The 23,126-nt window shown below is 67.0% G+C and carries 20 protein-coding genes; 9 read left to right on the plus strand and 11 right to left on the minus strand.

What is annotated here, in order from left to right; all coding sequences use genetic code 11:
- The first annotated feature begins 25 nt into the window (after positions 1 to 25).
- From PX653_RS25100 to PX653_RS25110, 3 genes are read left to right on the plus strand one after another with little or no spacing between them, the layout of a single operon-like run.
- On the plus strand, positions 26 to 544 hold the full coding sequence (locus PX653_RS25100; protein WP_277415367.1) for a GbsR/MarR family transcriptional regulator: 519 nt from the start codon (positions 26 to 28) through the stop codon (positions 542 to 544).
- Positions 545 to 560: 16 nt separating this feature from the next.
- Complete coding sequence (locus PX653_RS25105) at positions 561 to 1,007, plus strand: thiol-disulfide oxidoreductase DCC family protein (RefSeq protein ID WP_277415368.1); 447 nt, start codon at positions 561 to 563, stop codon at positions 1,005 to 1,007.
- The gene (locus tag PX653_RS25110) at positions 997 to 1,944 is read left to right on the plus strand and encodes a TIGR01777 family oxidoreductase (protein WP_277415369.1); all 948 of its coding nucleotides are present in this window, start codon (positions 997 to 999) and stop codon (positions 1,942 to 1,944) included. Before PX653_RS25105 ends, PX653_RS25110 begins: the two co-directional genes overlap by 11 nt.
- Before the next feature lie 10 nt (positions 1,945 to 1,954).
- Here PX653_RS25110 and PX653_RS25115 read toward each other — a convergent pair whose 3' ends face one another.
- Positions 1,955 to 2,857, minus strand: coding sequence for a hypothetical protein (locus tag PX653_RS25115; protein WP_277415370.1), 903 nt, complete (start codon positions 2,855 to 2,857; stop codon positions 1,955 to 1,957).
- Positions 2,854 to 3,378, minus strand: a complete 525-nt coding sequence (locus PX653_RS25120; protein ID WP_277415371.1) for a CcdC protein domain-containing protein — start codon at positions 3,376 to 3,378, stop codon at positions 2,854 to 2,856. The genes PX653_RS25115 and PX653_RS25120 overlap by 4 nt, the downstream gene beginning before the upstream one ends.
- 103 nt (positions 3,379 to 3,481) lie before the next feature.
- On the opposite strand from PX653_RS25120, the gene PX653_RS25125 reads away from it, so the two are divergent.
- Positions 3,482 to 3,652 (plus strand): hypothetical protein, encoded by a 171-nt coding sequence (locus PX653_RS25125; protein ID WP_277415372.1) that lies wholly within the window; start codon positions 3,482 to 3,484, stop codon positions 3,650 to 3,652.
- A 162-nt stretch (positions 3,653 to 3,814) separates the two neighbouring features.
- Here the strand turns inward: PX653_RS25125 and PX653_RS25130 are convergent, their stop codons facing one another.
- Both PX653_RS25130 and PX653_RS25135 read right to left on the minus strand, forming a co-directional pair.
- Positions 3,815 to 8,245 carry a translocation/assembly module TamB domain-containing protein gene (locus PX653_RS25130; protein ID WP_277415373.1) on the minus strand — a complete coding sequence of 1,477 codons (4,431 nt, stop codon included), beginning with the start codon at positions 8,243 to 8,245 and terminating at the stop codon, positions 3,815 to 3,817.
- Positions 8,245 to 10,032, minus strand: a complete 1,788-nt coding sequence (locus PX653_RS25135) for an autotransporter assembly complex protein TamA (RefSeq protein ID WP_277415374.1) — start codon at positions 10,030 to 10,032, stop codon at positions 8,245 to 8,247. The genes PX653_RS25130 and PX653_RS25135 overlap by 1 nt, the downstream gene beginning before the upstream one ends.
- A 165-nt stretch (positions 10,033 to 10,197) precedes the next feature.
- Here PX653_RS25135 and queC point away from each other — a divergent pair, with 165 nt between their 5' ends.
- Entirely contained in the window at positions 10,198 to 10,902 is a 705-nt protein-coding gene (queC, locus tag PX653_RS25140) for a 7-cyano-7-deazaguanine synthase QueC (protein ID WP_277415375.1), read from the plus strand.
- Positions 10,903 to 10,906: 4 nt separating this feature from the next.
- On the opposite strand, the gene PX653_RS25145 is transcribed toward queC, so the two are convergent.
- Positions 10,907 to 11,287, minus strand: coding sequence for a hypothetical protein (locus tag PX653_RS25145; RefSeq protein ID WP_277415376.1), 381 nt, complete (start codon positions 11,285 to 11,287; stop codon positions 10,907 to 10,909).
- A 201-nt stretch (positions 11,288 to 11,488) separates the two neighbouring features.
- Between PX653_RS25145 and PX653_RS25150 the strand changes: the two genes are divergently transcribed.
- From PX653_RS25150 to PX653_RS25160, 3 genes are all read left to right on the plus strand, one after another.
- Entirely contained in the window at positions 11,489 to 11,995 is a 507-nt protein-coding gene (locus PX653_RS25150) for a hypothetical protein (RefSeq protein WP_277415377.1), read from the plus strand.
- Between the two features lie 94 nt (positions 11,996 to 12,089).
- On the plus strand, positions 12,090 to 14,051 hold the full coding sequence (locus PX653_RS25155; protein ID WP_277415378.1) for a GAF domain-containing sensor histidine kinase: 1,962 nt from the start codon (positions 12,090 to 12,092) through the stop codon (positions 14,049 to 14,051).
- A 136-nt stretch (positions 14,052 to 14,187) separates the two neighbouring features.
- Positions 14,188 to 16,002: a hypothetical protein gene (locus PX653_RS25160; RefSeq protein ID WP_277415379.1), complete on the plus strand. Its 1,815-nt coding sequence runs from the start codon at positions 14,188 to 14,190 to the stop codon at positions 16,000 to 16,002.
- On the opposite strand, the gene PX653_RS25165 is transcribed toward PX653_RS25160, so the two are convergent.
- The 5 genes from PX653_RS25165 to PX653_RS25180 all read right to left on the minus strand — a co-directional run bounded on the left by PX653_RS25165 (position 15,980) and on the right by PX653_RS25180 (position 21,894).
- On the minus strand, positions 15,980 to 17,488 hold the full coding sequence (locus PX653_RS25165) for a DUF3369 domain-containing protein (protein WP_277415380.1): 1,509 nt from the start codon (positions 17,486 to 17,488) through the stop codon (positions 15,980 to 15,982). The genes PX653_RS25160 and PX653_RS25165 overlap by 23 nt on opposite strands.
- A 121-nt stretch (positions 17,489 to 17,609) precedes the next feature.
- Positions 17,610 to 18,014 (minus strand): hypothetical protein, encoded by a 405-nt coding sequence (locus PX653_RS28260; RefSeq protein ID WP_307730866.1) that lies wholly within the window; start codon positions 18,012 to 18,014, stop codon positions 17,610 to 17,612.
- 29 nt (positions 18,015 to 18,043) lie between these two features.
- A complete protein-coding gene (locus PX653_RS28265) occupies positions 18,044 to 18,367 on the minus strand; it encodes a DNA-formamidopyrimidine glycosylase family protein (RefSeq protein ID WP_307730867.1) in 324 nt (107 codons plus the stop codon).
- Between the two features lie 143 nt (positions 18,368 to 18,510).
- Positions 18,511 to 19,713, minus strand: a complete 1,203-nt coding sequence (locus tag PX653_RS25175; protein ID WP_277415381.1) for an ISL3 family transposase — start codon at positions 19,711 to 19,713, stop codon at positions 18,511 to 18,513.
- Between the two features lie 201 nt (positions 19,714 to 19,914).
- Positions 19,915 to 21,894: a PhoX family protein gene (locus tag PX653_RS25180; RefSeq protein ID WP_277415382.1), complete on the minus strand. Its 1,980-nt coding sequence runs from the start codon at positions 21,892 to 21,894 to the stop codon at positions 19,915 to 19,917.
- Positions 21,895 to 22,020: 126 nt separating this feature from the next.
- Between PX653_RS25180 and PX653_RS25185 the strand changes: the two genes are divergently transcribed.
- Positions 22,021 to 22,518, plus strand: coding sequence for a DUF3016 domain-containing protein (locus tag PX653_RS25185; RefSeq protein ID WP_277415383.1), 498 nt, complete (start codon positions 22,021 to 22,023; stop codon positions 22,516 to 22,518).
- Between the two features lie 21 nt (positions 22,519 to 22,539).
- On the opposite strand, the gene PX653_RS25190 is transcribed toward PX653_RS25185, so the two are convergent.
- Positions 22,540 to 22,983 carry a thioesterase family protein gene (locus tag PX653_RS25190; RefSeq protein WP_277415384.1) on the minus strand — a complete coding sequence of 148 codons (444 nt, stop codon included), beginning with the start codon at positions 22,981 to 22,983 and terminating at the stop codon, positions 22,540 to 22,542.
- Between the last annotated feature and the right edge of the window lie 143 nt (positions 22,984 to 23,126).

A 23,126-nucleotide genomic window follows, 5' to 3' on the forward strand; every position in this document is an offset into this window, starting at 1 on the left:
GTATAAACAGAAATTAAGGAAATCCATGCCGCTGAGCCCGACCGAACAGAAATACATCCTGCACTGGGGTGAAATGGGCACCCGCTGGGGCGTCAACCGCACCGTGGCGCAGATCCACGCGCTGCTGTTCCTGGCCAACGCGCCGCTGCACGCGGAGCACATCGTCGAGACGCTGGGCGTCGCGCGCTCGAACGTCAGCAACAGCTTGAAGGAGCTGCAGAGCTGGGGCCTCGTCAAGGTGACGCACGTGCTGGGCGACCGGCGCGACCACTTCGTCGCGCTGCAGGACGTGTGGGAGATCTTTCGCACCATCGTCGAGGAGCGCAAGCGGCGCGAGATCGATCCCACCTTGACGGTGCTGCGCCAATGCGCGATCGAGGCGGAACAGGACCACGGCATGGAAGACGCCACGCGCCAGCGCATGGCGCAGGTACTGGATTTCCTCGAGATGCTGACCGACAGCTACGACGACTACAAGCACCTGCCCCCGGCCACGCTGAAACGCCTGCTGTCGATGGGCGGCAAGGTCGCCAAACTACTGTAATGACGAGGACACGAGCATGGACATTCCCGCACTGACGATCTATTTCGACGGCGCCTGCGCCTTCTGCCGCGCCGAAGTGTCCGCCCTGCGCGGGCGCGACCGGCGCGGCGCGCTGGCTTTCGTCGATATCGCGGCACCCGGCTTCGATGCCTTCCCGGCCGGCACGGACATGGCGGCGCTGCAGGCGCAACTGCATTCGGTCACGCGCGACGGTCGCGTCCTGCGGGGCCTGGACAGCATGCAGGCCGCCTACGCCCTGGTCGGCCTGGGTTGGGTCGTGCTGCCGCTGCGCATTCGTCCGTTGCGGCCGCCCCTGGAGTGGGCGTACGGACAGTTCGCACGGCACCGCTACCGCATCTCGCGTGTGCTCGGCCTGGCGCCGCGCACGCCGGCAGTGCAATGCGACGACAACGTCTGCCGCCCCGGCAGCCCATGGCTGAAGGAGCGCCCCGATGAACGCTGACAGCGCGCCACGCTTTGGCGCGCCTGGCCAGGTGGTGCTCGTCACGGGCGCCACCGGCTTTGTCGGCCGCCTGCTGGTCGCGGCATTGCTGGCGGACGGCCAGCATGTCGTCGCCCTGACGCGCGACACGGCCCGGGCGCAACGCCTGCTGGGCGGCGCCGTGCGCTGCGTCGGCAGCATGGCGGCACTGCCGGCAGGCGAGCGGGTGGATGTCGTCGTCAACCTGGCGGGCGCGCGCATTCTCGGGCCGCGCTGGACACCGGCGCGCCAGGCCGTGCTGCGCGCCAGCCGCATCGGGCTGACGGAGCAAGTCGTAGGGTGGATCGCCACGGCCGAGCGCAAGCCGCGCCTGCTGTTGTCGGCCTCCGCCATCGGCTATTACGGCGTACAGGCACAGGACGACGAGTCCGTGCTGACGGAAGCCGGCCCGCCGCAGGCCGTGTTCATGTCGCAGCTGTGCCAGGCATGGGAGGCGGCGGCCGGGCGCGTCACGCAGTACGGCGTGCAGGTCGCGTGCACCCGCTTCGGGCTCGTACTCGGGCATGGCGGTGCGCTGCCGGCCATGCTGCTGCCGGTGCGCGTGGGCGTGGGCGGGACAATGGGTCGTGGCAGGCAGAGCCTGTCTTGGGTCCACGTCGACGACCTGCTGCAAGTGCTGGCGTGGCTGGTCCGGCGCAGTACGAGCGCATCGGTGCAGGGAGCCTGGAACGTGACGGCACCGGAATGCACGACACAGCAGGCCTTCGTGCGCACGGCGGCGCGGCTGCTGCACCGGCCGGCGCTGTTGCCGACGCCGGCCTGGCCCGTGCGCCTGCTGCTGGGCGAACAGGCCGATTTGCTGCTGGAAGGGCAGCGTGTCGTGCCGCAGCGGTTGCAACGGGAAGGCTTTACGTTCCGCTACCCGACGCTGGCCGCCGCACTGGGCGCCCTGCTGTAGCGATTACCTGTCAGCCCGCGGGACGGGCCGCGACCTGCAGCACCTGCAGCGCGTGGTTGGCGCGTGCCAGTGCCGTCAACGTGGCCTCGTGCCGGGCATCCGCCGCACGCGTGCCCGCATCGCGGTACTGGCGGCACAGGTCCAGCGCGGCCGCCTTGCCCTGGGCCGCGTCGGCCGCCACGTCGAAGCCGGCCTGCGCCAGCACATTCCCGACCGCGCCGAACAGGGCCGTCGTCATGGGCGGCGCTGCCAGCACGGCCGCACTGGAGCTGAAGTCGCTGCGCCGTGCCAGGGCCAGCATGTAAGGCGCATCCGCCTCCAGCCGCACGCTGCCGCCTGGTACCAGCATGAGCAGCGGCGCATACGGCGCCAGCTCGGGCAGCACGTGGTTCGGGAACACGTGCGCGCTCCACTGGGTGGCCGCCAGCAGCGCGAAATGGCGGTGGTCGCGCACGGGCGCCAGGCCCGCCTGGGCGAACGGCGTCAACGCGACCGGCGGCAGAGTGGCATCCGTGGTGTCCTGCGCGGCGTCGATCAGCAGGGTGCCGGCCAGCAGCGCGTGGCGCATGCCGCGGCCGCGCTGGTAACCCCACACGCGGCGCGATGTGCCGCCCGCTGCCTGGAAGCGCGCCAGTGCCGCGTGACCGGCGACGGCACCCGGCGGCAACCGGCCGGGATCGAGGTCCCGCAAGGCTTCCTGCAGGGCCAGCGAAATCTCGGCGCAGCAGCCAAGCGGATACGGCTTGCCCAGCTTGGCGGGCTGGCGCTGGGCCAGCGTGGCATCGGCGCTGGCGCGCAGGTGCAGGAACAGCGCCCGCAGCGCAGGCAGCTCGGGCAGCAGGCAGCGTTCGGTCAGGACCTGCTGGCGAGCCGCGTCGACGATGCGCGGCTCGTGCGGCAGCAACGACATCATTCGACCTCCGGCAGCACGGGCTGCGCGCGGCGCCAGCGCAGCATGCCGATCGAGAACGCGGCCAGGTAGGCCATCAGCAGCCCGTACGGCACCAGCGTCAGCGGATCGTGCAGCACCATCTGCTGCGAGATCTGCTGCGGCACTTCGGACTGGCGGGCGATATAGATCTCCACGCCGATTTGCAGCACGCGCGCGGCGAACAGCAGGCACACGACGATGCCAAAGCGGTCATAGGGCTTGAAGAAGAAGCGCCGGCCGTGGTTCTCCAGGCGCGTCTTCTTCAGTGCGAACACGCCCAGCCAGGCGCCGCCCAGCGCGCCGGCCGCAAGGCACGACAACGCGAACACGTCCGGCAGCAGCGACACGGCCGCCGCCAGCAGCAGCAGCGGGAACAGGGTCGCGCCCAGAACGTGCTTCCACAGCAGCGATTCCTGCCGCACGAATAGGCGCTTGACGCGGGAATAGATGCGCCAGATCAGCAGCGGAATCAGCAGCAGCAGCGCGAAGGTGGTCAGTTGCATGGAGGCGGTGACGGGTGGCGAAAGTGTAAAGTCTGAAATTGTAACGCTGCGGCGCCAAATCGGGGGGCGTGATAACTTGTCGTCCTTGACGACAGGAGGAACCATGGACCCCATGACGATCGGCCGCACGGTCGAAGCACACCGGGCGCCGGACCTGCCGGTGCCCGTGGACGAGCCCACGCCGGACCCGCAACCGGTACACCCGCACCATCCCAACAGCCCGCTGGAGCAGGACGATCCGGTGCCGGATCACAAGCCGGAAGTGGGCGGTTGACACCACGGGCCGGTGCTGCGCTCTGCCGGGTCGCCTAATCGCCCCGCAGGGGGCGGGCCCTGGTTTTCATCGCCGAACTTCGCTACTTGCACGATAAAAACCGGGGTCGGTCCCAAAGAACGGGACAGACTCCAAGCCAGGGCCGTATCCGACCGCAAGGGTCTAGTCGAACGCCCACGTGTAAAGCACATCCAGCGCGTTGTTCGTCCCGGTTTGGAACTGCAGCGTGATACGCGGGTTCAGCTTGTAGCGCAGCTTGACCAGCGACGTGGCCGTGCCGGCGCCCTGCTCGAAGCTCAGGTAGGCGCGCGACGACAGCTTCTTGCCCACGGTGACCACCGTGTTCTCCAGCCCCTTCGCGTTGCCGCTGCTGCCCGTGGCCTGGCCCACGCCCAGCTCGTCCAGCCCGACCTTGTTGGCCAGGCTGCCGCCGCCCTTGCCGCCGAACAGCGCGCCGGCGGCGGTGCTGAGCAGGCCCATTTCGTTGCCCGCCATGTCCTGCGTGCCGTGGCCCAGCACGAGCCAGGACAGCTTCTCGCTGTCCGGCACGCTCGGCGTCGATACCAGCCGTGCCTGCGGCGCCAGTGCCGTGCCGCGCACCTCGACACCGGCTTCCACATTGGTCTCCGAGGTCTCCGTGCCTTCCGGGCGCTTGCGCACGGCCAGGATGTTCAAGCCCGGATTGTCGTACGCGCCCGTGAAGTTGATGACGCCGCGGTCGATCGCCAGCTTCTGGCCGTAGGCCGCATACGTGCCGCTGACCACTCGGATGCTGCCGTTGATGCGGGGCGGACGGCGGTCGGCCATGCGCACGTGCACGGCGCCGGCCAGGTAGGCGTCCAGGCCTTTGCCGCGCAGGCGGAAGTCGTCGCCCAGGTCCGCTTCCAGGTCCACGTTGAGCGGCATCGCCTCGGCCGTTTCCTTGATGGTGGGCTTGCTGCGGCCGAGGATGACGACGTCGTCGCTGATCGTCGGCGCGTTCTCCGACGGCAGTTCGATGTCGCCGCGGTCGGCGCGGAACTTGCCAGTCAGCTGGAAGCGCTTGGCGTCGCGCACCAGCGAGCTCTCGCCCGTCAGCACGAGGGTGCGGTCGGGGCGCGACAGTGCCTCGAGCTTGTCGGCCGTGAGTTTCAGCTGCATCGTCGCCTCGCCGTTGGCCAGGCGCGCCCAGCCCTCGGCGTCGGCGCGGCCCGTGCGGCCCTCGAAGTGCAGGCGCTGCACGGCGAGCCGGTCGCCGGCAATCTGCGCCTGCAACTGGCCGTTGCGCAGGCGCACGCCCTGTTCGGCCCAGTTGACGACCAGGTTCGTGCCCGTCACGTCGCCGTTCAGCGCCGGTGCGCCCACGGTGCCGTTGCCGGACAGGGCGCCCTTCAGCGCGCCGTCCAGTTCCAGCCCTTCCATGCCGGCCAGCGGCGCCAGCCACGCGATTGACGGGATGTTTACGCTGCCGGTCGCGTTCAGCGGGCTGTCGCTGGGGATGCGGCCGTTGCGCAGTTGCGCCGCCGCCGCCAGCTTGACCTGGCCGGCGCGGGCGCCGTCCAGCGCGGCCTGCACGCGCAGCGTATTGCCGGCCACGTCGACACCGGCCTGCAACTGCGTCAGGCCCAGCGCGAACGGCTTGTCGCCGCCGGTGACGACGATGTCGCCTTTCTCGCGGAACACCTGCACCGAGCCGTCCAGTGCGGGCGCGGCACCGGTAGCGACGGGCGCGGCCAGTTCGACGGCCCAGTTGGCGCCGAGCGTCAGGTCGGACTTGACGTTGTTGCGCCATGCGCTCGACAGCTGCGCCAGGTACGATGCCGGCACCCCCGCGGCGGCGCCGCGGCTCTTCCAGCGCGTGCCGTGCTTTTCCAGGTTCTCCACGCGGATGCTGCCGTCCGGCAGGCGGATGATGGCATTCGCCAGCGCGATCTGCTCCGGCGCGGCCAGGCCCATCACGCCCCGGCCCTTCGGTGCCGCGATGCGCAGCGGCGCGGGTGCCTGCAGGTTCAACGCGAAGCGGCCGCGATTCTGCAAGCTCTCGATGGCGCCCGTCCAGGTATCGACGGCAAAGCCGCCACGGATGCGCATTGCCGCGTCGAAGTCCGGATTGGCGGCCGTCAGCACGAACGTGTGGTTGGCGCGCGTGCCGCTGCTCTGGAAGCGGGCGCGGTCCAGGGTCAGCGCCGGCGACGTATAACCCGCGACATCGATGTCGGCCACCAGCGCTTCCACGTTGCCCAGCGTGCCCGTGGCTTTCAGGGTGCGGACCTGGTGCTGCGTCAGCAAGCGCAGCGTGTTGCCTTCCAGGCCGAACGACAGCTGCGGCTTGTCCATCGTGCCGCCGGCCGTGCCGGAGCCGCGCAGCACACCGCCGAAGCCCGGACCGAGGCTGGACAGCTGCGGTGCGTCGAGCTTCCAGTCCAGCCGGTCGCGGGGCGCGCCGAACGCGCCTTTCGCCTGCAGGCTGTTGGGGCCGAGGCGCAGGTCCACGTCGGCATTGTCGACGTGGACGTGGCTGCCGTTGACCTTCGCGTGGCCGGCCAGCGGCGCGCCCTGCAAGGTGGAGGCGGGCAGCAACTTGGCGTCCACGTTGGCGCGCCAGTCGGCCGCAAGGCGCGCCGTGCCGTTGAACTCCGCATTGATGCTGCCGGTGGGGGCATCGGCGGCAAAGGCGGCCGGATTGACCTTGCTGGCGCTGCCCGTCATGGTGACTTCGGGCTGCTTGTCCTTGCCGGCCAGCGCGAACTGGCCGGTGGCGCGGATCAGGCTTTCCGGCGCCCGCACCTTGGCGCCCGTCAGCGCCAGGCCGCGCGCCTGCGCCTCGAACGACGTGCGCGGCGCGGCATAGCCGCCGGTGGCGACCCCAATGGCGGCCACGGCGCCGGCCAGGTCGGCCCGCACGGCGGACAGCTGCTGCGCATCGACCTTCCAGTTCAGCTGTTCGCCCGGCAGGCCGAAGGCGCCGTTCAGTTGCGCCGTGTTCTGGCCCAGGGCGACGTTGGCCGCGATGTCCGTCAGGTGCTGCGCATTGGCGCGCAGCTTGCCGCCGCCGGACAGCGGCTGGCCGAACAGGCGGCTGGGGCGGATCGTGAAGTCGGCACCGAGGCTCCAGGCGGGCACCAGCTTGCCGGCCGCGTTCAGTGACGCATTCAGGTCGGCCTGCGGGAAGGCGCCCAGCGCGGACGGGTCGAAATGGTCGACGGTGGCCGCGATCTTGAATGGCTTGTCGTCCTTCAGGCTGGCGCGCCCGGTCAGGTTGACGCTGCCACGCTGCGCCTGCAGGCGCGCCTGCGTGATGTCGACATCGGTACCGTCCAGCGTGGCCTGGGCCGTCAGGCGCAGGTTCTGCTCGACCAGGTTGATATTGAAGGCCTGCTTCTCGCCCGTGCTGCGGGCCGTGATGTCGCCCGCGATCGCGGTGGGCTTGGCGCTGCCGTGCAGCGCATGCAGGTCGATGCGGTCGGTGTGCAGCTTGAATTCGGCCGTCTCGATGCCGCCTTCCGGGCCGCTGCGATGCACGTTGCCGCCGCCGGCAAACTTGCCGGCCGCGCCCAGGTCGATCAGCAGCGTGTCCAGCGTCGCCACCGTCAGCGTGCCGCCCAGGCGTGCCGTGACCGCGCGCAGCGGCAGGCGGCCCTGGTCGATCGGGCCCGGTTCCGCCGTGTTGGTCAGCGCCAGGCTGCCGGAGACGTCCTGGCCGTTGCCGATCTTCGCCTTCAGCTCCATGTTCAGCGTGGCCTTGGGCCAGGCCGACTGGAAGCGCGACGGATCGACGCCATAGGCGCGCACGTCCGCCGTGCGCAGCGGGATCGTGTCGAACGGGGCGATGGTGGCGACGCCATCGCCGTTGGCATTGGCCGACGTGCCCTTGACGGCCACCGTCATCAGCCCCAGGTTGCCCGTGACGGCGGCGACCAGCTGGGCCGGCGCCTGGCCGGGCGCGTAGTGCACCTCGCTCAAGCTGGCCTTGCCTTCCAATGCGAACGGCTTTTGCGCACCGATGCTGGCGTCGGCCGCGACCTTGCCGATCTGCGTCAGCGCGCTGGCGTTCTTCAGTTGCCAGCGGGTCTTGTCGCCATACAGGGCCGCGTGGATCGCATCGACTTCGTTGCGCGTCCCTTTTTCATCGACCATCACGAGTTTCGCCAGCCCCGCGTCCGCCACCGTGATGCGAAACGGCGGCGCCAGGGTGGCGGGCATGACCAGTGGCTCCGAGGGGCCCGTGCTCTGCATCAGCACATTGGCCACGCGCAGCTTGCTGATCTCGATGCCGCTGGAGAAGAACTGCAATGGCGACCAGTCGATGTCGATATTGTCGGCCGTGATCGTGCTGCCCTTGCCCTTGTAGACGAGGCGGCCGATGTGCATGTGGTCGTACAGCGAGCCGGTCACGCCGGTCAGCGCGATGGAGCCGCCGGAGGCTTGCGCCACGCGTTGGGCGATCTGCTGCAGCGTGGTCTCGCGCCCCAGCAGCCAGACGGCGCCGCCCAGCACGACGACGGTGACGCCCGCGCCGATCAGCGTGCGGCGCAGCCAGCGGCGCGGTTTCGGCGCGGCCGGCGCGGTGTCGGGGGCGCCGGTGTCGGTATCTTGGTTGTCGGTGCCGGCCATCAGAAAGTGAATCCCAGAGAGAAGTGCAGGCGGGCCTTGCGCGTGGCGTGGCCGTACGCCACGTCGACGTTGATCGGGCCCACGGGGCTCTTGTAGCGCGCCCCCAGGCCATAGCCCGATTTCGGATGGATCTCCGACAGCGAGTCGGCCGCGTTGCCCGTGTCGTAGAACGCGGCGGCGCCCCAGGTGGGCTTGAACCAGTACTGGTACTCGGCGCTGGCGGTCAGCAGGTAGCGCCCGCCCACCGTGGCTTCGCCTTCGCGCACGCCGAGCTCCTGGTAGCCGTAGCCGCGCACGGAATTATCGCCGCCGGCGCGGAACAGGTAGGTGGCCGGCACGCCGCGCTTGCTGGCCGAGCGCAACGCGCCCAGTTCACCGCGGAAGATGAACAGGTTTTTTGCGTTGAGCGGCCGGTAGGTGATGCCGCGCGCGGTGACGCGGATGAATTTTTCGTCCGTCAGGACCGGCAGCACGGCGCCGCCGGCGGTGGCGTTCAGCACGTAGCCTTTGGTGGGAAAGATCAGGTTGTCCAGCTTGCGCCACGTGACGGCATAGGTGAACGGCAGGCTGGCCGCGTGCGTGGGCTCGGCGCCTGCCACGGCGCGCGACTCGTTCAGGTACTCGGCCGAGATGCTGCGCTCCAGCTGCGGCGTGCCCCAGGCGCGCTTGCCGTAGACGGAGGCGGTGCGCAGGGTTTCGCCCTCGATGTCCTCGCGGTCCAGGGCGGCGCCGAAGCTGTCGTTGTAGCCGTCGGCCGTGGTGGGGAAGAAGAAGTCGGCATGGGCGTTCTGCTTCTTCTGCTCCAGGGTGACGGCGCTTTTCATGCGCAGGCCCCAGATGGCGAGATCGTCGTACGACACCGACGTGCGCGCGCCCGTGTTGGTGGAGACGCCGACGCCGACGCTGACGTGCTTGCGCTTGTTCTCGACCACGCGCACCAAGAGCGGCAGCGGCGGGATCGTGGCCGGTTGCGGCGTGCCCGCCTGCTTGTCCTCGGCTGCGTCGCGCTGCTGGCTCAGCAGGGCGTTCAGGTCGGCGCTGACCTCCACGCCGGAGAAATAGCCGGTGTCCTGCAGCTTGGCCTGGAAGGCCTGCAGCGCGGCCTCGTTGTACACCTCGCCCGGCTCGATGACGTTCAGGTTGCGCACGATGGATTCGGGATAGCGTTTCAGGCCTTCGATCTTCAGTTCGCCGAAGCGCATCTCCGGGCCGCTGTCCAGCGCCACGCGCAGCAGCGCCCGGCGCGTTTCGGGATCGACGGTGGCGACGCTCTCGGTCAGCTGGGCACGCGGGTAGCGGGTCTGCACGACAGCGCGCAGGATCGCCCGCTTGGCCCGCTCCCAGTCGTCCTGCTTGAATACTTCGCCCTCGGCCAGCGGCCAGCTGGCGCGCAGCGCTTCCTTGTCGAACGGGGCCTCGCCCGTCGATTCGAAGCCGTTCAGCACGATCTCGACGGCGCCCACCAGCACGGGATCGCCCGGCGTGACGTCGACGATGACGTTCGGGGTGCCGCCGCTGTCGTCCAGCCGCACGGTGACTTCGGGGCTGTAATAACCCTCGGTCGCCAGCAGCGTCTTCGCCTGCGCGGGCGTGGTGCGCACCAGGCGGCGCAACTGCTCGCGGTCCGTGCGGGGATTGCCCCGATAGCGCAGCAGGTCGAGGTTTTCCTCCAGCAGATCGTCCAGATCGCCGGGCGCGTTGATGCGTACGTCGTATTGCAGGCCGTCGGCCGCCAGCACCGCCATGGGCACGGCCAGTGCGGCACAGGCAAGCGCCACCCGCTGCATTACTTTTGTCGCGACATATGCCAAAATTCGTTTTTCTTCCGGTGGAGTTGCACTCGGCCGCAACGGTTGAGTGAATATATGTGGATGGTACTGGATAAAGCGCCGCGATGGCGTTCCGATAACATCCTTCCGGAAGCTGGTCTGATTCAATAGAAAGATTGCAATATGAAAACCGATGCGGCCCTCGTCCTGTTCAGTGGCGGGCAGGATTCGACGACGTGCCTGGCCTGGGCCCTGGACCGCTACACGCGGGTGGAAACCATCGGTTTCGACTACGGCCAGCGGCACGCGATCGAGCTGACGATGCGTCCCGAGCTGCTGGGCAAGCTGCGCGCGCAGCGGCCGGACTGGGCGGCGAAGCTGGGCGAGGACCACATGATCGACCTGGGCCTGATCAAGCAGCTGTCGCACACGGCGATGACGGAGGATATCGAGATCACGATGCAGGCCAACGGCCTGCCCAACACGTTCGTCCCCGGTCGCAACCTGACGTTCATGATGGTGGCCGCCACCCTGGCCTACCGCCGTGGCCTGAACGTGCTGGTGGGCGGCATGTGCGAAACGGATTTTTCCGGCTACCCGGACTGCCGCGACGACACCATGAAGGCGCTGCAGGTCGCGCTGAACCTGGGCATGGACACGCGCGTGAAGCTGGAAACGCCGCTGATGTGGCTGGACAAGGCGGAAACCTGGGAACTGGCCGAGCGCCTGGGTGGCCAGGCGCTGGTGGACCTGATCCGCGCCGACACCCACACCTGCTACAAGGGCGAGCGCGGCGCGCTGCACGACTGGGGCTACGGCTGCGGCGAGTGCCCGGCGTGCGCGCTGCGGGCGCGCGGCTACAGGGAGTATGCCGCGCGCCACGCCTGAGCCGTCATACGGCGGCGCCCTTCAGTGCCTGTTCGCGCTTGCTGCGGTTGCGCCGGGCGATGTACCACAGGATGCCCAGCGGGATCAGCACCGGCAGCAGCAGCGGGGCGACCAGCGCGGCCAGCACCACGCATGCCAGCACCAGTGCGACGATGACGACGACGCCCAGGCTGGCGAACAGGAAGCACAGGAAGATGGCGACGGTGCTGACGATCACGGTGGCCAGCAGGATGCCGCCGCCCGCGGCCAGGATCCCGAACAGCGCGCCGAACGGGCCGCCCACTTCGTCATCGTCGAAATGGAAATACCAGTCGTGCGCATCGACGGCATTCAGCGCAGCGATCGACAGCAGGACGACCAGGGTGACGGCAAGCAGCTTTTTCATGATGGGCTCCGAAGGGCGTTGTGCGATGGTTGGACTGTACCCACGGGCACACGGCCGGGCCAGCCGATTGCGACGGACGGCAGATTCGGCGGGGCGAAGTGCGATGCGCGCGCGTGAGCGGCATCAACGGCGGGGCGCGCGGCCGGGCGCGGAAAAACCGCCCAACTGTTATCATGCTGGCCTTTCCAAGGAAACCTCGGCATGGACGATTCAAACGAGCAGCAACCGGAACAGCATGAAGAAGAAGGCGCCCTGATCCAGGAGGCGCGCGTGTGGCAGGGCCAGGGCTGGACCGCCCGCGTCATCAAGAACGAGGACGACGATGGCTGGGCCGTCGCGATGATCAAGGACGGCGAGCCGGAACCGGCGCTGGTCGGACCCTGGACGATGGGCCGCGACAAGAAGAATCCGAAGCCGCTCGACGTCTCGGCCTTCCACACGCTGGTCAAGACGGCCAACGAAGTGCTGCGCCGCCACGAGCAGCAGCTGCATGCCAAGCTGCACAAGAACCTGCGCGTGACCACGGAGGACGGTCCCGTCACCGTCAAGCTGGACATCGTGCCGGACGAGGACGACGCCTACGCCATCCTGGCTGCCGTCGACCAGTATGGCGACGAACTGGCATCGGTGCGCGTGCGCCCGGATTTCAAGCTGAACGTGACCAGCGCCACCGAGTGGATCGAAAGCGGCTACCGCAAGCCCCGCTGACTGTTGCGTTGATTGTTGCTTTTAGGAAGCCGCGGCTGGCTTCCGCCGGACGGCCCTGTTATATTGCCCGGATGCATTAATTTCAGGGAATATGATGGAAGTCCGCCTGCGCCGTCTCGAAGCCGTCCAATCCATGCTGCTGGAAATCGGCCAGTTGTCCACCAGCTGTACCGATATCGTCCAGTTCCTGCGCGCTGTCCACGGTGCGCTGGGCCGCATCATGTACGCGGCGAACTTCTACGTGGCGCTGAACGAGCGCGATGGCGACCCGCATGCCGTCCGGTTCGTCTATTACGTGGACGAAGTGGATGCGGCGCCGGACCCGCACGAGGTGGTACAGCTGGCCTCCCCCGAGCAGTCGCCAACGGCCTGGGTGATCCTGAACCGGCAGCCGCTCGTGATGACGGCCGCCGAACACATCTCGCGCCAGAGCCATGGCGAACTGATCGGGCAGGGGACCGTGTCCGAGCACTGGATGGGCTGCCCGCTGCTGGATCACAGCCAGCAGGCGCTGGGCGCCATCGTCATCCAGACCTACGATGCGCGGCACACGTTCAGCGAGGAAGACCAGGCGCTGTTCGCGCTGATCGCCAACCATGTGTCGTCGGCGCTGCAGGGCCTGCAAAGCATGGACCGGCTGGAGCGGGCCGTGCGCGAACGCACGCTGCGGCTCGAGCACGAGGTGGCCGAGCGGCGCCGCGCCGAGGACCTGCAGCGGGCGCTGTACGAGATCGCCAGCCTGTCCGCGTCGGCCTCCGACTCGGGCGCGCTGCCGGCGCGCCTGCATGAAATCATCAGCAGCCTGATCCCGGTCCGCAATTTCCTGATCGCGCTGTACCACCCCGATACCCACGAGATCAGCATCCCGTACTTCGTCGACGAGAAGGACGCGGAGGCGCCCGTCAAGCGCTTCCGCTACGGCCTGGGCGCCAGCTCGTATGTCCTCAAGCACAAGCGCCCGGAACTGCTCGATGCGACGCGCTACGGCGAGCTGGTGGCCGCGGGCAAGATCGACGAGCCGCTGGGCAGCGACGACATCGCCAGCTGGATGGGCGCGCCGATGCTGCTGGGCGACCAGGCATATGGCGTCATCATCGTGCAGAGCTATGACGGCTCGGTGATCTACACGCAGTACGACCTCGACATCCTGGCCTTCATGGCCAGCCACGTCGCCGTCGCCCTGGCGCGCATGCAGTCGGACCGCGCCATCCGCCGCGCCAAGGCGTCGCTGGAAGAACAGAACGCGGCGCTGAACTCGGCGTTGCAGCAGTTGCAGGCGGCGCAGTCGGAGCTGGTGCGGCAGGAAAAGCTGGCGTCGCTGGGCCGCCTCGTGGCCGGCGTCGCCCACGAGATCAACACGCCGCTGGGCATCTGCGTGACGGCGACCAGCCACCTGGTGCAGGAACTCAAGCTGGTCAAGGAAGACCTGGCGGCGGGCCAGCTGGACGAAGACGGCTTGAACGGTTTCTTCGACACGGTGGACCAGTCGCTGCGCATCATGACGACCAATACGCAGCGGGCGGCGGCGCTGGTGCGCAGCTTCAAGCAGGTGGCGGTGGACCAGTCGTCCGACAATATCCGCAACTTCAACCTGGCGAAATACCTGGACGAGGTGCTGCTGTCGCTGCAGCCCAAGCTGAAGGGCAAGCCCGTCAAGGTGGAGGTGAACTGCCCGACCGATATCCAGCTGGACAGCTTCCCCGGCGCCGTGTCGCAGATCGTCACCAACATGGTCGTCAACTCGCTGGTGCACGGCTTCGACGAGGACCATGGCGGCACCATCCGCATCACGGGCAAGCTCGATGGCGCGCACGTGCTGTTCGACTACAGCGACGATGGCATCGGCATGGACCAGGCCACCCTGGGCCAGCTGTTCGACCCGTTCTTCACCACCAAGCGCGGCAGCGGCGGCAGCGGCCTGGGCGCGCACATCCTGTACAACCTCGTCACGGGTCCCTTGGGCGGCACCATCAAGGTCCACAGCGCGCCCGGCATGGGCCTGCACTACCAGCTGCGCTTCCCGCGCGACCAGCGCAAGGCCAAGGCCGCCGCCTGACTATCTAAAGCCGAGTCTGCTCACAGCCGAGCCCGTGTCCCACCACGGGGTCAGTCACCGCGGTGGGACACGGCCCCGGCTGTAGCCGGCAGATGTTGTTGCAACTACAATAGCGCCTTTGCCTGGAGCAAATGACGTGGGTGCCAATGACGTGGGAGTCGAGGACAACCTGGCCCGCTATCTCGATGCGTGCCGCGGCGCGGTGCTCGACCACGCGCGGCGTGCGAGCGGTTCCGCCGCGCCCGACGTAACGATCGGCGCCACGCGCGCGCACCGCCAGCAACTGGTCGTCACCGTCACGCACCGGCTCGAAGTCAGTGCCGAGACCGAGGACGTGCCCGGCCGCCAGGCGCCGGGGGCCGGGGACTTCCATGCCAGCCAGGAGAAGCGCTATCGTGCCGAGATCCAGGCGCAAAGCCTGGCCGAGCGCACCCGCGCGCAGACCGCCGATGCCCTGATCGCTGCCGTGCGTGACGAAGGCTATGGCGCACGCAGCACGCGTACCTGCGTGCGCATGCACCCGCGCCGGCTGTTCCTCTCGACCACGTGCGGCGCTTGTCGCGGCCGGGGCGAAGTCACGTGCGACGATTGCCGCGGTACGCGCACCGTGCGGTGCAGCGACTGCCGCGGCGACGGCAGGGTGCAGTGCGGCGCGTGCCATGGCAGCGGCTCGGTGACGGAAACGGACGACGTGACGGACGACAATGGCGGCAGCCGCAGCGAAACGCGCCGGGTGAGCTGCGACTGCTCGTCCGGCCAGGTGCAGTGCTCGAACTGCTCGGGCACGGGCAACTGCACTTGCGGGACGTGCGACGGCAGGAGCGTCATCGGCTGCGCCGCTTGCGCCGGCCATGGCAGCGTGACCCGCATTACGACATTGCGCACCGACAGCGTGCCCGCCTTCCGGGTCGCGCTACCCGCCGGGACTCCCGCTTGCGTCAAGCCCGCGCTGGAGAAGGTGGGCCATGCCAACCTGGCGGCGCATGGCAGCTTGACGCTGCGCGACGTGACGGCGGACCGCGCCCAGCACGGGGCGGTCGCGGTGTACGACGGCACGGTGCCGTTCTGCGAGCTGGCCGTGGCAGTGCGCGGCCGGCCGACGACCTGGGTCGTGTGCGGCGAGCCCCCGGTGGTGGCCGACAGCGGCGGGGCGGTGCCGCTCCTGCTGCAGGCCGGATCCGATGCCCTGGCTGCACTGCCGCGCAGCGCGGCACGTTGGTCGCCGCTGTTTCCCTGCGCTGCCGGCCGCGTCGTCGCGTCCTTCATGGCGGCACAGCCGAACCAGGCCATCGTCGACGGCGACACAGCCGGCATCAGCGCCGCTGCCATCGCGACACAGTCCGGGCGGGCCGTGTCGGCCGGATACGTCCAGGGGGCGCTGCAAGCGCTGCGCACGACGGTTGCCATCGCGATGCGCTGGACGCGTGTTGAAGCGGGGCTGGCGCTGGCTGCGCTGGCCCTGGCGCTGGCGATTCCCATCGTGTGCCTGCCGGACCACGGCGTCTACCGCACCGTGACAGCGGCAGCCCCGCGCTACCTGCTCGATACCGCCGCCGGCGGCGCATTCCACTGGCCGATGGCGCTGGCCACGCTGCTGGTCACGGTGCCGGGCTGGCTGGCGGCGCAGTGGCTTGGCCGCCGCTGGCTGCAACGTGCCGGTGGCGCCCGCCTGCTGGCGTGGGCGCGCGGGCACAAGCTGACGATGGGGGTGAAGTCGGGCGCGCTGGTCGTTGCCGGCGTGGCCGTGCTGGCCGGCGCGGCGTACGGCCGCTGGCCGTTATGGATCGACGGCCAGGGCAAGGTGTATGGCGTGCTGCCGCTGTACGCGCCGCCACTGGTCGTGGCGCCGTCGCCCGAAGGCGCGGACACGACGCCGTTCCGGCATGGGTCGCTCGCGCCCACGCCGGCGGAGAGCGACGTGTCCTTCGTCAGTCCGGGAAACGCTCGTTGATCGCCAGGGCCTCGTCCATGTTCTGGATCAGCAGCTCGACGAATTGCGGGTCGAGGTGGTGGCCGGCCACTTCGCGCAGGTGCTCCGTGACTTTCTCGACCGGCCACGCGTCCTTGTAGCAGCGCTTGTGCATCAGCGCGTCGAACACGTCGGCGACGGCGACGATGCGCGCGTACAGGTGGATATCGTGGCCCTTCAGGCCCTGCGGGTAGCCGCTGCCATCGAATTTCTCGTGATGCTGGTGGGCGATCACGGCGGCCGCCTTCAGGATCGGGCGCTGCGAGCCGTCCAGGATCGACAGGCCGACGGCAGGGTGCTGCTTCATGATTTCCCACTCGGCCGCATCGAGCTTGCCGGGTTTGAGCAGCACGGAATCGGGGGTGGCGATCTTGCCGATGTCGTGCATCGGCGCGGCGTGCTTCAGGACGGCCGTTTCGTCGTCCGGCAGGCCGGCCGCCTTGGCCAGGATGTGGCACACCTCGGCCATGCGGCGCACGTGGTTGCCCGCCTCGTTGGAGCGCGATTCGACGACGTCGCCCAGGCGCAGGATCAGTTCGGCCTGGGTGTCGGTGATTTCCTGGTTCAACAGGATGTTGTCGAAGGCGATCGCGACGCCGCCGCAGAAGATCTCCAGCAGCTTGGCATCGACCTCGGAGATTTCCTCGACGCCTTTCAGCACCAGGAGGGAGGCCTTGCCGCTGTTATCGTTGGGGAAGTAGCCGACATACGTATCGCCTTCGATGCGCGAGATGCGGTTGCTCTTGGCGTCGTCCAGCTGGGCCAGCAGGGCCGGCGTCAGCAGCGATTCCTCGTCCTCGCCGATCTGCGCCAGCACCTCGTAGGCGCTCTCGCCCGTGATGGCGGTGGCCGCGCGCAGGCGCAGCAGCATGCTCGTTTCCAGGCGCAGCAGTGCGACTACCTGCTGCAGCAGGCCGTTGGCGAAATCCTTCAGGTTGCGTTGCTGGAAAATGTGCGCGGAGGCGGCGATGACGCGCTCCAGCCCTTCCCGGTAGTGCATCTGCTGCTGGCGCGCTTCCTCGACCTTCATGATGTCGCGGTAGGCGCGCAGCGCGGCAAACGTCGTCGTGAACAGCTTGGTGCGGTCCAGCTCCGTCTTTTCCTTGTAGTCGTTGATGTCGTAGTTGACGATCACCCGTTCCTCCGGTGCCTGGCCCGGCTGGCCCGTGCGCAGCACGATGCGGGTGAACTGGTTGTCCAGGTCCTCGCGCATCCAGCGCGCCACTTCCAGGCCGCTGTCTTCGCGCTCCATGACCACATCCAGGAAGACGAGGGCGATGTCCTTCTCGCGCGCCAGCACTTCCTTGGCTTCCGCGCCGCTGTAGGCATGCAGGAACACCAGGCCGCGGCCGTCGAGCCGGAAGCGGGTCAAGGTCAGCTTCGTGATGTCGTGGATATCGGGTTCGTCATCGACCAGCAAGACTTTCCACGGAGGCAGCTTGGGCGAGGCTGAGGACAGAAAAGACATAAGGCGTAATTCCGCAAATGGACGCGAGGGGGCCGGGGCACGTGCGCCACGCGTTCATCGGGCGCGGCAATTTAATTGTAGCCGCGCCTAACGTTATTAACAACGGGTAATAAAAGTTTCGCTACGGCTTTACAACACCTCCGTCATAACGTTTCTGGCAGCGTTCGCACCAGAACGTCCGGCGCCGGGTCTTGCCCAAGTGGGCCTTGTGCAAGGCAATATTGCAGCGGGGGCAAATCCGCTTGGTGTGGGCCAGCCAATGCTGTTTCAGCACGAATGCCTTTTTCCACTCGAGAAATTCGAAGCTGTATTGGCGCGCCTGTTTGACCAGCTCGCGTAATTTCGTCGCAGGGAGGGCGCCCACTGTCGACAGCGGGTGGATTTTCAGCCGGAACAACACTTCGTTTTTAATAATATTGCCGACGCCGGAAAACACCGTCTGGTCGAGCAGTGCATCGCAAACGAGGGTGTCCGGCATCGACCGCAGCTTTTTCAGAGCCAGCGCCGGCTTCCATTCGTCGGCCATGACGTCGGCCTGCCAGTCGTAGGCCTGGCTCAGGTCGCCGTCGATCGTCTGATGGAGCAGGTATAGAAATTGAGCTCGCCGCCTTCCTCGAACGCCAGCGACAGCCTGGGCGGACTGTCTTCCTTGCGCTCGTCGATGCGGTAGCTGCCGAACATCAGGCAGTGCACCCGCAAGCTGAACAGCGGCAGCTCGATCAGGAAATGCTTGCCCCACGTGCGTACCGACAGGATCGGCTGCCCCGGCAACTCGTCATACGGCACGGCGGCGCTGTTGCCATGCGCCGCGGCGATCGTGCGGCCCTCGTACGGCTTGGCCAGTTCCTTCAGGATGACGAGAGAGGGACCTTCCGGCATGCTGCGCTCCGCAAAATGACGATACGGCAGTCTCGCGCCGAAGCCACCCGACGGGCCGTGCGCGCACGCACATAAAAAAACGGTGACTGTCACCGTTTTTCACGATGTAAAAATGGGTGACTGTCACCCAAAAAAAAGGTTCTTCACGGATTTCCGGGGAAGGCAGCTTTGATCTTTAGGAAGAAAAATTCGCTGTCGCGGTAGCCGTAGGCCATGCGCTTCATGACCTTGATTCTGTTGTTGATTCCTTCTAGCTGGCCGGTATGCATCGGCCAGCGTACCCGCGCCACGATGCCGCGCCAGTAGGGTTTAAGCTTCCTGGCGAATTTTTGCAGCGGCTCGACGCCGCTTTCGTTTGCCATGCGCAGCCATGTTTGCCAAGCAGTTCGCCACTGCCAAGCGCCCTGCGCCGACCATAGTTCCTTCAACGCAGCCTTCATGATGTAGACGGTGCTCAGTGTCTGATTTGCTGCCAGTAGCTCGTCAAGGCTTGCCAGCTTTTCGGCCGGGATGTTGGCTCTGTTTCTTAACAGGAGCCAGCGAGCGCGCTTGACGACTTTACGCATTGGCAGATCATGCTTGAGCCGATTTGCCTCATCTACACGGACTCGATCAATCACCTCTCGGCCATATTTCGCAACCACGTGGAATAGGTCGTAGACGACGTGAGCCTGCGGACAGTGTTCCTTTACTTCGAGATCGAACGCCGTGTTCATGTCCATCGCAACAGCTTCGATTGCGCGGCAGCGTTCCGGTCCTAACCACTCAAAGAAAGGACGCAACGCTTCGCGGCTGCGTCCCTCGCCAACCCATAAAACACGCCGAGTGTCAGCGTCGAGCACTACCGTGGCATAGCGGTGCCCTTTATACAGAGCGAATTCATCCATGACCAAGCGGGTAGGCTGGGCATCTGGCAAGGCCGCAATCTGCGCTGCCAAGTTGGTACGCTCGATGCGTCGTACTGTGTCCCAGTGCAAGCCAGAGAGCTTGCAAACATGGGCCACTGGCAGTTTTTGGCACCATAGGCCCACGAACTCGGCCAGCCGTTGTGTCACCCGTGCATGACGGTCTAGCCACTTCACGCGCTCAGCTCGAGTCCCACATTCACTACAGCGAACACGCCGCAGACGCACCCGCAACCAGACCGGGTCGCCCAGCATTGGCATATCACGCACTACACGCCAGCCTGTTTCATGAATCTGCCAGCAGTTTGAATCGCAGCCCGAGCACACTAGTGGGGCCCTTGGGTCAGGAACCAACGTGATCCACGTTGCACCATTCTTGCGCTCGAGGTCAGACGCGAGAAAACCTTCCCAGAATGGAAGGCCGAGATTATTATCTTGCATGAAAGCGGTAAGTTGAGTTCAGTACTGTTGGTCGCACAACAAGTCTAACTCTTCTCTACCGCTTTCCTGTTTTTCGGCGCACCTTCCCGGAAATCCGTGAAGAACCAAAAAAAAGCCGCAGGCAGCTTGCGCTGCTTGCGGCAAAGGATCAGCGGCGGTCGTGAAACCGACGCATCAGGACACTGTAATTACTTCCAATCGTCAGCCCAGCACTGGCAGGCCCGTCAGGTAGCCCACGGCGGCACCGTAGCCGTCGCGGTAATTGGCCTTGACCAGCGGGTCCAGCGTGGCCGCCACCTTGGCGTGCAGGCCCTTGAGGGCGCCGCTGGCGTCTTTCGACACGTCCCAGTCGCCTGCGTGCTGGAAGTTGCTCATGATGTAGGCAAAGCCGTTGATGTCGTCGACGGCGTGCAGGCCCGTCGATTCTGCGCCGGCCGGATTGGACAGCACGCGCACCAGGTTCTTCGTGTCGACGTTGTAGGCCCACAGGAAGTTGTTGACGTGCGTGCTGGAGTCCTCGCCGATGAACAGCGTGCGCAGCTTTTCCGAGAACTTGATGTTGTCCGGGTTGGCGACCTTGTCGGCATTGGCCTTGTTGCCCAGCGCGTCCGGCGTGGCCAGGTCTTCCGACAGCAGGGCCGGCACGGCGGCCATGTCGACGGGCACCCATTCGCTGTCGATGGCGGCGCCGGCCACGTCCTTCTGGCCCCCCTTCATGTTCAGCGCGTAGACGGCGCCGGCGCTCGGCCCCTTGATCGAGATGCCGCCCGAGCCGTCCTTCATGGCCGAGCCGATCGACGCGATGGCCGAGTAGGCGATCTTGTCCTTGGCGTTGACGGTCGTGCCTTCCATCTTCGTGAAGCCCAGGCTGCCACCCTTCAGGGCGGCGTAGCGGTGCGTCTCCAGGAACGCGGCGGCTTTTTCCATGCCCGGATTCAGCTTGACCCAGTTCGACTTGCCGCTGTACGGGATTTTCGTGTACGACGCGTCGCCCGGGTCGGTGGTCTTGACGGTCATGATGTCGGCCGCCTTCAGCTTGTCGGCCAGCGCCTTGACCTCGGCACTGGTGGCCTTGCCCAGCAGGACCCACGCCAGGTCGGCCGAACCGCCGTTCTCGGCCGTCTTCTGGTTCCACTTGGCGACGTACAGCGCGCCGGCGGACAGGTCCTGCGCCTTGTCCGCGACGAACATGAACAGGCCGCCATTGGTCCAGTCGTCACCCATCAGCACGGTGCGCTCGTCCGGCATCACCTGCACCAGTTCGTGCGAGATGCGGCCCAGGCAGTAGTGCTTCTTGATGCTGCCGGTGCCGTCCGGGTTGACGGTCACTTCCGGCAGGTGGCCGTAGTGGTACGGGTTGGCCTTGGTGGCGTCGCCGTACAGGTTGGTCGAGAAGCCCTGGAATTGCTTGTCGCTGTCGATGACGGTGGCGTCCGGCTCGTACTCCTCGCTGGACAGGTGCGTATTCCACGGCGAGCGGCTGGCGCCGCACGTGATCCACAGGCCGTTGGCCGGGCTCGTATCGACGTTGTGATACTTGACCAGCGACAGCGCACCTGTCGTCTTGTCCTGGTCCAGCGTCAGGATCGCGATCGGCGACGGCAGCATGCCGTACATGGAGTCGCCCTTGACGTTCTTGCTCGTGTATTCGAACTGCACGACGGCGAACACGGCGTTGCCCTTGACGCCGTCCACCTTGGCATTGGCCAGCTTCAGCAGCGAGCTGCCGTCCGGGCAGTCGGAGAAGAACTGGCGCTGGCCGGCATCGGTCTTGTCGAGGATCGGCTTGTTGTTGATGTCGTAGTAACCGCCGGCCAGGATCGTGCCGCCGCTGCCGTTCGGCACCATGGCGCCCGTGATGAAGAACGCCTCGTACTTCAGCGCGAAGCTCTGCTTGGTGCCGTCGCTGTACGTGGCCGACAGGGTTGAACCGACGGAAGTCGTCGCCATCTTGGCAGCCTCCGCCAGCGTCGGGGCCGGCATCGCGCCGAACGTGACCGACGTCACCGTCGGGGCCGGCGCGACCGGTGCCACGGGCGTCGTCACCAGCGGCGCATCGTCGCTGCCGCCGCAGGCCGTCAGCAGCGTGGCGGCGGAACTGACGCCGGCCAGCGGCAGCAGGGGCGCGCCGGACAGGAATTTGAGGATGCGGCGGCGGGACGAATCGTGATTCTCGGACATGAAGGGCAATCCTGGGTGGTTAAGAATGCCCGCATCTTAGTTGCGACTTGTTACACCTTCGTGACAGCGGAAACGTCGCCACCAGGCCGACGGAGTATATTGAAGCATCGAACGAAAGGACGGATCATGAAAGCAAGCAATGTACTGAAAGGCCTGCTGCCGGCACTGGCCCTGCTGGCCGGTGCGGCGCAGGCGGGCGTGATGGTCAGCTACACCAAGCCGGACGACTTCCTCGACATGCCGCGCGCCGAGCGCGACCGCGACCAGATCCTGAAGGACATCAGCAGCCACTTCGTCAGCCTGGGCAAGGAGCTGCCGGCCGGGCAGGTCCTGACCGTGACGATCGCCGACTTCGACCTGGCCGGACGGCTGGAACCGCGCCGCTGGGCCGTCGATGAAATCCGCATCATGCGGGGCGGCGCGGACTGGCCGCGCATGACCGTGAACTGGACGCTGGAGCAGGACGGCAAGGTCGTGAAGAGCGGGACTGACGAGGTGTCGAACATGATGTACCAGCAGCGCATGAACCGCTACTTCTCCAGCGACTCGCTGCGCTATGAAAAGCAGATGATCGACGACTGGTTCCACAAGTCGGTGGTGGACACCCGCATCAGCAGGCGCTGAGGCGTCCCGGTCGAGCCAGGGTCAGTCGAGCCAATTCACGCGCGGGAACTTGGCGCGGAACTCGTCCGGCATCGGCACGACCTGGCTGTGGCGGTAGTTGAAGAACACAAAGCCCGACTTGGCCATGGCGACCAGCTTGCCGTCGCTGGGCCGGGTGATGCGGAACGTGATGTCGCCACCGTACTTGTTGAAATCCATCACCCCCACCTCGAACAGCAGCTGGTCGCGGGCATGCGCCTCGGCCCGGTAGGTCGTCGCCAGGTCGGTGACGATGATGCCGGTGCCGTCGCCTTGCGTCTCGCGCACGCCGAAGTCATACAGGAAGCGCGCCCGTGCCTCGGAGATCATCGAGATCATCGAGTCGTTGCCGAGGTGGTTGGCGCCGTTGATGTCGGTCACGCGTACCGTCAACTGTGTCGAGAAGCAGAACTGGTCCTCGGGGAATTCAAGCTTGAGTCTGGCCATGATGGGTGGGCGCGGCGGCGCCGGCAAATTGCATCATTGTAGCCGCTGCGGCCGGCACGGATCGCAAGAAGGGTCGCACCAGCAATGGCGCGACCCGTGCCGGCGCTGGCGTTGAGGAGGCCCGTGCGGGCCGCAGGCCGACG

Source organism: Pseudoduganella chitinolytica, from assembly GCF_029028125.1.
Lineage (GTDB): Bacteria > Pseudomonadota > Gammaproteobacteria > Burkholderiales > Burkholderiaceae_D > Rugamonas > Rugamonas chitinolytica.